This window comes from Rhodanobacter sp. FW106-PBR-R2A-1-15 (assembly GCF_058789735.1).
Genome location: NZ_JBYTEM010000033.1, coordinates 14,937 through 28,006 on the forward strand (window position 1 = coordinate 14,937; position 13,070 = coordinate 28,006).

Annotated in this window: 4 protein-coding genes and 1 pseudogene; 1 reads left to right on the top strand and 4 read right to left on the bottom strand. The window is 66.3% G+C overall.

Annotated features, from left to right (window positions below; genetic code table 11):
- Positions 1–31: 31 nt before the first annotated feature.
- The 4 genes and pseudogenes from AC3WTD_RS15255 to AC3WTD_RS15270 form a co-directional block, all read right to left on the bottom strand.
- A complete protein-coding gene (locus tag AC3WTD_RS15255; protein WP_492614290.1) occupies positions 32–5,602 on the bottom strand; it encodes an AAA domain-containing protein in 5,571 nt (1,856 codons plus the stop codon).
- Positions 5,603–5,955: 353 nt separating this feature from the next.
- Positions 5,956–6,716: pseudogene (ligD, locus tag AC3WTD_RS15260) on the bottom strand (non-homologous end-joining DNA ligase).
- A 357-nt stretch (positions 6,717–7,073) separates the two neighbouring features.
- Positions 7,074–9,125, bottom strand: coding sequence for an MGH1-like glycoside hydrolase domain-containing protein (locus AC3WTD_RS15265; protein ID WP_492614291.1), 2,052 nt, complete (start codon positions 9,123–9,125; stop codon positions 7,074–7,076).
- A gap of 139 nt (positions 9,126–9,264) precedes the next feature.
- The gene (locus AC3WTD_RS15270; protein ID WP_492614292.1) at positions 9,265–11,832 is read right to left on the bottom strand and encodes a TonB-dependent receptor; all 2,568 of its coding nucleotides are present in this window, start codon (positions 11,830–11,832) and stop codon (positions 9,265–9,267) included.
- A 504-nt stretch (positions 11,833–12,336) separates the two neighbouring features.
- On the opposite strand from AC3WTD_RS15270, the gene AC3WTD_RS15275 reads away from it, so the two are divergent.
- Positions 12,337–13,056, top strand: coding sequence for a FadR/GntR family transcriptional regulator (locus tag AC3WTD_RS15275; RefSeq protein ID WP_492614293.1), 720 nt, complete (start codon positions 12,337–12,339; stop codon positions 13,054–13,056).
- Positions 13,057–13,070 lie beyond the last annotated feature (14 nt).

Sequence of the window (13,070 nt, forward strand, 5' to 3'; positions counted from 1 at the left end):
CGTTCCAACCTGCGCGCCCGGGTTCCGACTGCTACGCCATGGCTCGCTCGATTCGCATGAGGACCGCATTCCGATCGGTCAGCCATTCGATACCATCGACGTGCACTACGTGCCAGCCGCGCCGACGCAACAGGGAAGCCCGCTGGGTCCTACGATATGCACCATCGTCGGTGTCGCCCTCATCACAAAGAATCGCCACGCGATACGCCCGCCCGGCGACTTCGCCCTCAGCCGCCACATGCACCTTGAAGCGCGAAGCGCCCACATGCGCGCTGGCCTCGATGCCCTTCGCGAACAACGCCTCGATCAGTTGGCCGGCAAGCGGCACGAAGCCCGGCAGAACCCCCTGCGCGCTACTGACGGACGGACTCGCTGCGGCGCGCACCACGTCCAGCACATGCGCGGCGAGCGAGCGATCGCCGCCGGACATGTGGTGGACATACTCCAGATAGGCCTTGAACAGGCGTGGGCCGTCGTTCTTCGCACGCGCCACGCTTAATTGACCAGGATCGAACGAGGCGACCACGACGGCTTCCTGACGTGCACGCGAGACGGCCACGTTCAGGCGACGCTCGCCACCACGCTGGCCCAGCGGCCCGAACCGCGCCGGCACGTAATGCTGCACACCGCGTGTCTTGTGCACGCGTTCCACCGGCGCATGGCCTAGCGAGAAAACGATCACGTCGCGCTCATCGCCCTGCACGCTTTCGATATTCTTGACGAAGGGGCGGTCGTCGAGCCGCTCAAGCGCTTCGGCCGCTCCGTACAGGCGAGCGAACTCCTCTTGCGATGAACGTCGCCGGTCAATGGCGTCAAGTATGGCCAGGCGCTGCGAGAGGTTGAAAGTCACGATGCCGATCGTCGGTGGCTGCGGCCGGGCCAACAGTTCCCCAACGAGGTCCACCACGCGCTCGGCTTCGACATCGTTGCGTCCGCCCTCGTACTTTGCATCGGCTACCGCAATCCAGCGCAGGCTGGCCGGTACCGGTGGCCGGGACGAAGCGGGACAGGTGAGCAGCGCGCCTCCGTACATCGCATGGTTGGAGAACGCAATCAGGTCCTCGTCCTGGCAGCGATAATGCCAGTCGAGCCGCCGTGCCGGCATGCGTAAACGGGCGAGCGTCAGCAGCGATTCCGAGGTGAGGAAATCGGCTGGTTCCGTTTCTTCTTCGGAGTCCGTTTCACCCTCGTCGCGCGTGGCCTTGAAGAAGGCGGTGGGCGGCATCTGCCGGTCGTCACCCGCGATAACCACGCGCCGCGCACGCAGCAGCGCGGGAAAACCGTTGGCGACGGTGCACTGCGACGCCTCATCGAAGATCACCACATCGAACACCGGCTGGCGCGGAAACAACACGACCAGCGTTTCCGGCGACAGCAGCCATACCGGCAACGTGTCGAACAAGCCTTGCACCGCATAGCTGTGTACGAAACTGCGCAGCGGCATCAGGCCGCGCTGCTTGGCCACTTCGTGTTGCAGTTTGTCGCGGGCAGCCTGCGCGGGCGTGCGCCGCGCGTACTTTTCGGCTACGGGCATGGCAAGCAGGGGTGCCGCGTCCGCACCATCGAGCACGCGGTGGCGGGATGCCTGCGCCTGAGCTTCAAGCGCTTCATTCAGTTGGCGAGTGACGTTGTCGTCCACTTCGCCGCTGCGCAAGGCACCCGGTAACGCATCGTGTGCCGCCTGCACGCAACCGATTGCCCACGCCTTCAGCAGAAGGTCCGACCATGCACTGGACGAGGCGTCAGCGCAGGCGGCAATCGCCAGGGGACCACATGCATCCACAGTCAAGGCCTCGGCGAGGTGTCGATCCAGTTCGGCGGCGCGGTCGGCGTGCTGTGCGAAGACGCGATGCCGGATACCAAGCTCTGCAGCCGGGGTGCTCGGAGTCAGGTCATGGAAAATCTCGGCAGCGGCGTGACTGGCCACGACATGTTTGCGCCATGCCTGCGCCGCGGCCAGACGGTCGAATACTGTCTGCCGCCATGCTTTCGCATCGCCGGCAGCCCATGCGTCCAGTGTTGTCAACGCGTTGCGAACGCGCACCAGACAGTGCACAGGTTCGGCGATGTCGGCTACGCGCTGCAAGGATTGGGCAACCTGTCCGGCGTCGCCGACGAGCACCCGTGCAAGTCCGGTCCGGGCGGCGGTCTGGTCGAAACTCGCCCACAGTCGCGCCAGTCGCAGCCGCCGATGCAGGTCGTGCAACAAGGTGGCGTCGATCGGTCGACCCAAGGCATCCGGCCAGACGTCCGCCAGCTGGCGCTTGATGGTGCCACGCGCCTTCCACCAGCCCGGCGACAGGTAACGCAAGAACGAGGTGCCTTGAGTCAAAAGCGCCTGTACGCACTGCTCGAACGCCGGCGTGGCATCGACGCGCACCGGCGCGGGATGGGCCTGCCACGCTTCCGATGCGCTCATCCAGTCCGCCCGCAAGGCGAGCAAGGGTGCGCGGCGATCGTCAGGAAATTCCAACAGAGCCGCCGCCAGGGCGTCGACCTCCTTGAGGGAGGTGAGCGCCTTGTGTGCTCTCAGCAGTTCTTCCATGTGCGACTCGCTGGTGGCGGGCGCGACACCTTGGCGCACTGCTACCGCTTCCACGGCAGCAGCCGTGCGCACCGCCTGCATGAGCGATTCGGCGAAGGCCGCGCGTGCTTCGCGCGTACTCCCGGCCAGCGAGCGGCGCTGGTGTGTCACCGAGGGGCGCCACGGACTGTCCGACACCATCAAATCGGCCCAGGGCCGGCAAGCCTGCGCCAGCTTCGCCAGCTTGAGCGCGCCGCCAAACGGAAGGCCTGCCAGCGGCGGCATGGTTTGGGGCACGGTATCGGCAATGCCGGCGGCGTAGGTGGCCAGCTTGCCCAGCGGTGGCTCGCCTGCAGTCGAATGGCGCGTGTGCGCGATGCGCGGACGCAGCCGGCCAGTCAATTGCACGACGTCCTCCGCGGTAGACGCAGGCGCAGCAGGGCGGTTTGCCCTCGACTCCAGCCGGTCGTGGATCTTGCGAAACAGCGCCTTGCGGTCATCGACCACGTCGTGCACCACGCCAACCAGAGCGCCGAAGCCGATCCCCGCCAGGCGCTGGGCAACCACGTCCAGCGCCGCGCGTTTCTCCGATACCACCGCCACGCGCTCACCGCGTGCGAGCGCATCCGCCACCAGGTTCACGATCACCTGGCTCTTGCCGGTCCCTGGTGGGCCATCGACGACCATGGCGCGTGTATTGCCCGCCATGCGCACCACATCCACCTGCGAGGGATCGGCGGCAATCACCAGCGTCGGAGCCTGCGCAGTTGACTCGATCGCAGCCGGCTCCGCCGCATGATCCGTGCGCAGGGATGCCGGCAAGAGTGCACTGGCGCAACCCAGCGACGCATGCACATCCGCACCGGGGGAGTCTATTTCAGCGAGCAGTTGCTCATAGTCGTGCAGCAGTTCGGAGCGGGACTGGGGGAACAGACCGATGACGGCGCAGGCTTCGAGCTCAAGTCGGCAACCCTTCCAGGCAACCGTGTCGTCATCGAGCGGGTCGAGCGTATGCAGTGCGGCATCGATCTCGAAAATGTCCATGCCGATCTGGCGCAGGTGATCGGCCAGCGCCACCACGCCCCGGCCGGCGTCGGCCGCCAGTGCGTCGAGCTTGACTGCCTGATCGTCGGCAAAAGGCAGGTTCGCCTTGAGATGGATGAGCCGCAACAGTGCCTGGTTGGCGACCGGTGGCTCATCGGCCACATGCACCAGCGCGATACCGCCGATGCCGTCCGGCTCCAGTTCCACCGGATACAACAGCAGGGGTGCGCGCACCACATAACCGTTCACCACGCCGCGCACGAAACCGACGCCGAGATGCAGGTCGCGCGCACCGGTCTCCTCACGCCGCGCCAGGTGCTCGCGCCGCAGTTCGACAAGCTGGCGCAGGAGACTGGCGGCCTCCTTTGACTCGCCAGCCTGTTCCGCCTGCACCAGCACCACGCGGCGGGCGTCCTGTGCCAATGTCAGGCAGCGATCCGCATGTCCTACCGAGATACGCGACAGTGCGGCGAGATCGAACGCACGACCGACGCGCACTTCGCGCAGCCGCACCGATGGGCTGCGCCCGTCGCCGCTGATGAGCTCGTCGCGCAGGCGCTGGATGGCGCGCAGCAACGCATCCTGCGGCAAGGGCGGCGGCGGTGTCACGGTTGCCGCTGCGTGCCTGGGCGACAACGCAATGGTTCCATCCAGGTCGACCGTCGCGACATCGACTGACGTGGAAAGGCCGGCGTGTTCCAGCGCCGCCGCGAGCCGCGCGAGCACAGCACCCTCACGGCGCGTTTCGCCCACCAGGCGCAACAGCTGGCGCAAGGTGGTCTGCGACCCACCGCGCCGCCAGATGGCGGCGAGATAAACATCCAGCGCCTGCGCGGCATCACGGGCGCGCACTGGCAGCGGCTTGGCGGCGCTCTCCTCACGGCGTTCCACGGTGATCCGGCGGAGCACCGTTCGCATCAACGTACCAAACAACTCCTCGCCGCCAAGCAAGCGGCCGATCTCCATGACACGCGCGAACTCGCGCTCGTCCGCTACGCCGTCGGCCGTGAGTACGTGGATCAGCAGGTTGAACAATGGACGCAGGAACGACGAGCCCCAAGCCTTGGCCAGCGGCGCAAGCTCCTCGACGCGTTGTGCCGCCTGTGCCGGATCGAGCAGGCGACGCCAGTCGGGCACCAGCGAGGCAAAGGTGCGTTCCAGCACCTCGGCCTCTTCATCGCTCAGGTTGTCATCAGCCATCGACACCAGCACGGCAGCCGCCAGCGCCAGCTCGTGCAGTTCCGCGGGCGGTGGCTCCAGGTACTGGAACGCGCCGTCCAGCCCGGGCCGGCGCAATACGCGCTCGATCAGGGCATCCACCTCGTCGAGCGTGCGCGTGCCGGGACCGCAACCGGTCAACTCGCGATACAGCGTGGTCTCGCTGAACAACCACGCGGCCCAGGCACGCACGCCGTGTTCGGGGTGGGTGACGCCCTGCGCACTGTCACCCTCCGCGAGGCACGCCTCCACCAGCTCGCAACACTGGGCGAGATAGCCGGCTGTATCGCCGCCGAGGTCTTCCGCGGGCAAGCCAGTGGTCGCCACCATTTCCAGGCGCAGCAGCGCATCCAGATCCCGCGTGGCGAGCAGAGCGTAGCGATCGGCAGTCAATTCGCGCGCCATCGAAAGAGTGGAGGCGACCAGCGCAAGCTCCACCGGCGCGTCTTCGGCCAGCGCCAGCGACGTGGCCAGCGCACTCACCTGTGCATGCGGCGAGTCCGGCCCGTGCGCGATGAAGTGGCCGAACTCATGACCGATCACCGCACGCAGGGCGCCATCGTCGAGCAGGGACAAAAGCCGCCCCTGGATCTCCATCAGGATCGGCTCGCGCAAGAGGTGCATGGCCGCGTTTTCGCGGCCGGCAGACTGGTAGATCTCGACCGGCGAAGTCAGCCCGAACGCGTCCCGGATCTCGACTGCCGCCATGATGGCCTTGGGCGCCATTGCTTCGGTGAGTCGCACGGCCCGTCCCAGCAACTGGCGGCGCACCGCCTCGGGCTCGGGCAACGCGTATTGCGCTGCCGTCAGGGCCACTCTCGCATCCTGTGCGAGACGCTCTAGCAGCGCATGCTCTACGCACACCCGTACACGCGCCTCTTTGACAATCCGTCCTGGCTCCATGGTCGTCCCCTGCCGCCCCTGTTCTTGCTTATCAAGCAGCGCACGGGCAAGCAAGTCAAGCTGGCGGCCGCCGACTCCTCGTCAGTGCGTCCTTTTCGTGCACCGGACGGACGGATCCGCAGCAGCTCGTTCCAAGATATTCGCTGCCGGGCGCGCAGCGTGCGAACAACACGCTGCAGGTGAATTAGAGCCCGGGCTTTACCCCCTTCCCCGCTTGCAGGGGAGGGCCGGGCGAGCGCAGGGAGTCCTCAGGTGCGGGGGCGCTCTTAAAGCTCCGGCAACGACTGCTGCAACGTGCCGATGCCCTCCCACGGAGCGCGCTTCAACGCCGCCGCCCGCTTCAGCGCCTTGCGCAGGTCGAACGCCGCCGCGCCCTGCACCCGCCCCAGTTCCTCCCAGCGCAGCGGCATCGCCACCGGCGCGCCGGCGCGGGCGCGCAACGACCAGCTGCACACGCTGGTGGCGCCGCGGGTGTTGCGCAGCCAGTCGATGAAGATCAGGCCCTTGCGCCGCGACTTGCTGGAGGTGGCGATGTACTGCTGCGGGTGCCGCGCCACCATCGCTTTGGCCAGCGCCTCGCAGAAACGTTTCGCCGTGGCCCAGTCCGGCCCGCGTCGGATCGGCAGCACCACGTGCAGACCCTTGCCGCCGCCGGTGCGCACGAAACTCTGCAAGCCGAGTCCGTGCAGCCGCGCACGGATCTTGCGCGCCCCGGCCACCACCGCCGGCCACGGCACGCCCGGCGCTGGATCGAAGTCGAACACCAGGCGGTCGGGCGCATCGGGCCGGTCCACCTGCGCGCCCCACGGATGAAATTCCAGCGCGTTCATCTGCACCTGTTCGAGCAGGCCGGCCAGGTCGCGCACGTACAGGTGATCATCGACGAGGCCGCCTTTCTCGCGCAGCACGATCGCCTGCACGTGATCGCCCAGTGCCTGCGCGTGGTGCTTCTGGAAGAAGCAGGCGCTGCCACCCCGTCCAGGCAGCGCAGCAGCGACAGCGGCCGGTTCACCAGCTCCGGCAGCATCCAGCGCGCCACCGCGGCGTAGTACGCGGCCACGTCGCCCTTGCTGATCCCGCAGCCCGGGTAGACCACGCGCGCGGCATGGGTGATCGCCGCCCCGCCACGGCATCGGTGCGCGAAGGCCGCGGCCTGCCGCCGGCTGCTGGATCGGAATCGTTCGCGCTCATCGCCTGACCCTGCGATACGGACCTCCGCCTAGGGTAGACGCAAGGCGCGTGCATGGCGCGTCGGGCGAACACCCGGACTCGCGATGACTCCGGATGCGGCAGCTGCGATCAAACTTGCCGGTGCGACTCCGCCGTGCCGCAACCAACTTTCCCGAAGGAGCAGCGACGGCATGTGATATCCGAGCGTGGTCGCTCACTGTGCACCGCGGTCTCCCGACCGCTCCTGCAGCAACAACAGATAGCTGGCGGCAGACCAGCTGAAATTGGGCGATTGATAGCCTTGGCCGGTCAGCGGATCGTAGTTTTCATAGATCGGCGTCTGTTGCGTCAAACCCTTGGCATGGAGCACCAGGCGACGGGCCATATCGTCGGCCTGCAGGTCGTAACCGTAATGCCGAAGGGCTTCAACGCCGAAGTAGGCTTGATCCAGCCACACCGGACCACGCCAATAGCCCTTGACCGGTGAAAACCGCGGATCGTCTGCGGCGAGAGTCGGGAATGGCATGTAGGTGGCGAACTTTCCCGGATCGAGCATCACCCGAACCACGAGCCGGGCCTGCGCTGAGCTCGCTACGCCGGCCCAGAGCGGCGCCCAGCCCTCCGAACCATAAACGCGCACCAGATCGCCGCGGCCGAGCCTGGCGTCGAAGAAGTAACCCCGGGCCTTGTCGAACATGCGCGCCTGGATCGGGGCCTTCATCGCCGCGGCCTCCTCCAGCCACATGGCGTGATCCCTGGTCTTGCCGAGAACGGCGGCGATTCGCGCCAGATCGAGCTTTTCCTTGTAGAGGTAGGCGTTGAGGTCGACAGACTCCTGGTCCATGGACCAGGCGCCATCGCCGTTCTTGAGCATGGCCGCCGAGTCGAAGCGAACGGCATTGTCCATGCCGCTTTCCCACGCGGCGGCGATCCGGGTTCCATCGGTCGAGCCATACTCGACCAGGCCGTTGCGGTCGTGGTCGCGCGCGGCGAACCACCAGCGGTGATAGCGCACCAGCTTGTCGTACATCTCGGCCAGAAAGGCCTGGTCGCCGGTGGCACGATAGATTTCCAGCGTCGCCCAGACCGCCAGCGGCGGCTTGGTATCACGCCAGTTGTTCTCGGCCTTGTCCAGGTAGATGCAATCGGGAACCATGCCGTCCGCGGCCTGATAGTCGAACATGGCGCGCATCTGGTCACGCGCCAGATCCGGTGCGAAAAGCGCGAGTGCGGCGGCATGCTTCCAGGAATCCCACGCCCAGAAGCCGTTGAAGTCGGGGTTGGAGTAAGACGGAATCACGCCGTCATGGTGCAGGTCGCCGCGCGCCGCACGCCAGTTGCCCAGCAGGGTGATGATGGCCTTGGCGGCCACCCGCCTGGCTACCGTGTCGGCCACCCCCGGCAGGTGGCTCGACCGGATGGAGGCGAGATACCCACTCCAGCGCTCGCGGTTGCGACCCCAGGCGGCAACGTCGTCCACGACGGGCGCCGGCGCGTCGTCGAGCAGCGACTGGTCGACAAAGATATCCGCCGTCCGTCCCGCCTCCAGGCGCAGCGGTTGCGCCAGTTCGATCCGGTACCCGGTGCCGTCGAGCGCGGCATGACCGGCATCCCCGCCGACGCGCAAGCGGGTGACGAGCCGTGCCCGGGTACCGGCGAAAGCCTGCACCACCGCGTCGCCATCCAGGCCGAGCCGACTGCCCTGCACGGGAAGGGTACTGCCTTCCACCGCCAGCCCCACCTCGCGCGCGGTAGTCGAGGTGATCTCGATCCTGACGACCGCGCGCCACGAATCCGCGTAGTAAAGCGTCTGGCGAACCGTCAGGCTGGGCGCCACGTAGTTGCGCACCAGAAAGCCGGGCCCGGCATGGCCACCGACCGGCACCAGCGCCATGCGGCTGCCCGCCTCGTGCAGCAGCAGCCGGGCAAAGTACGCGCCGGCCCACTGCCCTCCTCCCGCCAGGCTGTGCACGAACGGCCCGGAGAAACCGGAGGACGCGTCGCCTGCGGGCGGCAGGCTGTAGCCGTGCCATGCACCCGCGTCGAAGAAGATGTTGAAGCTGCGGTCCGCGGGGTCCTTCGGTACCCCGTGCATGTCCAGCACATCGAGGTAAGGCGCCGCGTCCGCCGCCGAATCAACCACGGCTGCGGCGTGAGAGCCCGCACCGGCCAGCAGCAGCGCGAGGGCCAGCGCCACGAAGCGCGATGGTCTGGTCAACGAATACATCACATAACGCTCCTGTCCCGCAGACAGCTCCGCATACATCTCACCGTCCGCACTCTTGCACAGTCGCCGCCCAGGCTGCCACGCGGGACCCCGTCGCGGAAATGCGAAGCGCCGGATGCACAAGGCAACCGGCGCTTCGCGGGCTGGCCAGCGGACGCGACCAGCGCCAGCCAGGCCATCAGAACTGGTACTTGACCTGGAGGTTGGCCTCGCGGCCCTCGATCGAGCGCGCGAGAATCACACCGCCGCCGCTGGCGAAGCCGAACAGACGCGCGTTGCCCTCGGTGATGCCGATCTGGTTGGTGAGGTTGGTGCCGCGCAGGGTGACTACCCAGTTCTGGCCGATGTTGGCCATCGCGCCGGCACCGATGTCGTAGTAGTGGCCCAACGGCTGCTGCTGCAACTGGTCGCCGTAGCGGTCGCCCACGTACTCGTAGGTCAGCCACAGCTTCAGGCTGCCCCAGCTGGCCGGAATCACGTAGGCCGGAGTCAGGCGGTACTGCAGCTTCGGCTGGCGGTCCAGCCGCATGCCGCTGATGCTGTCGCAGCGGTTGCTGCCGTCCTGCGCCACGTACGGCACGCAGTCGGCGTAACCCGAGTAGTGGCCGTCCATGTAGTTGCCGCTCAGGGCCACCGAGAAGTTCTCGAACGGCTTGACCGTGACCGCCGCGTTGAGGCCCTTGGTCACCGAGCCGTAGATCAGGTTGACCTGGCCCGAGGGCAGGTTGATCGAGTACGGAATGCCGTGGAACAGCCGGCGGTAGGCCACCACGTCGGCGAAGATCCACGGCGCCTGGTACTTGAAGCCCACTTCCATGTTGTGGATCTTCTCGATCGGCGGATGGTCGTGGTTCACCGCGTCGTCGAAGCTCGGCAGGAACACGCCGTCGTTGACGCGCGCGTAGGCGCTCATGTGGTCGGTGAAGGTGTAGTTCGCGCCCAGCGTCCAGGACGGCGCGCTGCGCGAGCTGGACGGGTGGCTGCGGTCGGCGGCCAGGTACTCGGCGTTGTTGTTGTAGACCGTGTACGGGTTGTTGTCGAGGTCGCCCGAGGTAGTGTTCTGGAACCAGCCATTGATGTCGTCGTGGTGGATGCGCACGCCGCCATCGAAGCGCCAATTGCCCACGGTCCACACATCGGCCAGGTAGAATGCCCAGGTGGTAGCGTGCCACTTCTCGTCGAACGCCATCCACGACTGCGGCGAGGCATTCCAGAACAGGCCCTGCTTGTCCGTGAGCGCATAATTGTTCACGCCGTCGGTCAGGTTGACCACGATCGGGTTGGGGTTGGTCCTGGCCTGCAGCAACTGGTTCAGGCCGTCCTCCTCGACGTGCCGCTCGGAGTACACCGCAGTGTAGTTGCCAAAGGTCAGCGTGTTGCCCTCGAACAGCTCCTTGCTGATGCGGAACTCGTTGCTGACCGAGCTGATCCGCTTATGGATGTACTCCGGGTTCTGGACCGTGACGTTCTCGTTCATGTCCGCCGGCTTGCCGTTGGTGTAGGCGGCCCGGGCGGTGAGGTTGGCGGGCAGGCCGAACGACGACGCGGTACCGGCGATGACGTTGGCCAGCGTGTCCGGATTGTCGCCCGTGCTGAAGAACGCCGTGGTGTCCATGTTGCCGGCGGTGAAGAACAGCTTGTCCGACAGCGACCAGCCGTTGTCGAAATCGAGGTCGAGGTTGGCGCCCAGCACGTGCACGTCGCCGCCCTGGCCGTTGGCCATGTCGATGTGCTGGCCACCCGGCGTGCAGCCGGCGGTGAAGCACGGGCTGAGTTCCAGAAACATGCGGCGGTCGGCGTTGCTGCCGAAGGTGCCGGTCAGCGGACTGAAGCCGGGATAGTTGGAGAACCTGCCGGCCGACGGGTTCAGGATCGGCGTGTCGGTCACCCACTGGTTCTTGTCCTTCAGGGTGCGCGCGAAGAACATGATCGAGCCATGGTCGAGGTCGTGGCTCAGCGTGGCGGTGAGCTGGCCGCCCTTGTCGGCCGGGAACTGCGGATCGCGCACGCCGTCGGACTTGCGCCAGAAGCCGCCGATGCTGCCGTACCAGCCGCTGTCCTTGCCGAGCGGGAAGCCGTAGAAGCCGTCGAGGCGCACCATGCCCTCGGAACCAATGGTGAGGCCGACGTCGCCCGCGGGCTTGCTGCTGCCCTCGCGCAGGATGAAGTTGGCGATCATGCCCGGCTGGCCGTTGCCGTACAGCACCGAGGTGCCGCCCTGCACCGCCTCCAGGCGATCGATGGTGTCGTCGAGGCGCACCATGGCGTCGGTGAAGTAGTCCCATTTCGGGAACAGCGGCGAGCCGTTCATCTGCATCGTCACGAACGGCGCGCCGCTGTCCGAGGGGAAGCCCGCGACCTCGATGTTCGCGCCGGTCTGGCCGCCGGAGGATTCCGGATAGATGCCGGGCGAAATTTTCAGAAGGTCGGCCACGCTGACCGGATTGAGTTCCTTGATCTGCTGCAGGGTCGTCGTGGTGATCGAGTAGCTGGCATCAATCTTGCGAATACCGCCTGCCGCGGTGTTGCCCGTGACGACGACCTGATCAAGGCTCTGCACGGTCTTGTCGGCAGAGGCAGCCTGCTGCCGCTGTTCGACGGAAGAGCTGTTCTTGGCCTTGGATGCCGTCGCGTGGGCCTGTGCTGCCTGCGTTTGTGCGTCCTGTGCATGGAGCACGCCCGTCATCAATACGGCACCGATGGCGGCGGCCAGCATGCGCTTGTCGAGCTTATTCCAACCATTCATTTCGAAAATCCCTCCCCAGACCATGGAATGTTGTTTGCTTCGTGAATCCGATTCGACTTGCAACAGCGCACGCCGGTATTGCCCGGCTTCCCGCCCTGCGCCCCTGCCATCACCCCGATCCACAACCGGGGCGTTGGGGAACATCCTAGCGCAGATTTTTGTATTTGTCCTACCATAGTACTATACGTCAAGAATCCACCACGGCAGAGCAACGGAATCAGCTGCGACGCTCAAGGCACGGTGAAAGCGCCGGTGCCTGGTGCGCCCGGCGTAAAAACAGCAGGACGTGCGGCGAATGTGGAACAGGGTGAACACCAGGGTTTGCGATATACGCGGCATGCCGGGCACGCCGCTCAAGCCTCGCTCGGCGCACCCGTATGGTAGATTTCAGGAATCGCTGCATTGCGGCATGCAATCGCGATCGAGCCACCTGCATAGCACAGGCTGCGCGGCAGCTGGCGTCGTCGTCGTCGACCAGTGCCCATTTACGGAGAGAAACGCGCCATGAAGTTTTCGGATGCTCGCAGTTTGCACGGCCAGGTTGTCCGTGAACTGGGCACAAGGATTGTTGCCGGCGACCTGAAGCCCGGCGATGTGCTGCCGCGCGAGGACGTCCTGGCTGAAAACATGCAGGTGAGCCGCAATGCACTGCGCGAGGCGCTCAAGGTCCTCGCCGCCAAGGGCCTGATCGAGGCCCGCCCGAAGACCGGTACCCGCATCCGCCCGAAGGACGCCTGGAACCAGATCGACGCCGACATACTTTCCTGGCGTTGCGCATCCATGCCCACCGACGATTTCATCGAAAAGCTCGTCGAGATGCGCGAGATCATCGAGCCCGCCGCCGCCGCCGCCGCCGCGCGCCGCCGTACCCCGGCGCAGCTAGCCAGGATCGATTCGGCCTATCGGCAGATGGAAGCATCGAAGGACTCCAGCGAGTGGGCGGTGGCAGACCTCAGCTTCCACAACGCCGTACTCCAGGCCACCGGCAACGAAATGATGATCTCGCTCTTTTCGGTGGTCGAGAGCGCGCTGGGCATGTTCTTCGTGCTTTCCGCGCAGACAGCCAACGATTTCAAATACTCGCTGCCGCATCACCAGAAAGCCCTCGAGGCCATCCGGCGCAACCAACCCGAGGTGGCGCGCAAGGCCATGCAGGCGATGATCGTCGACTCGCGCGGTAACCTCGAAAGGCGCCGCAAGAAGGTTACAAGGAAGGCTCGCTAGGCGAGCTCCGCAGC

Bases quoted from the DNA above. Each gene is read 5' to 3' on its own strand.
- AC3WTD_RS15265 (WP_492614291.1), bottom strand. From the start codon at position 9,125: ATGTATGCGGAGCTGTCTGCGGGACAGGAGCGTTATGTGATGTATTCG.
- AC3WTD_RS15270 (WP_492614292.1), bottom strand. From the start codon at position 11,832: ATGAATGGTTGGAATAAGCTCGACAAGCGCATGCTGGCCGCCGCCATC.
- AC3WTD_RS15275 (WP_492614293.1), top strand. From the start codon at position 12,337: ATGAAGTTTTCGGATGCTCGCAGTTTGCACGGCCAGGTTGTCCGTGAA.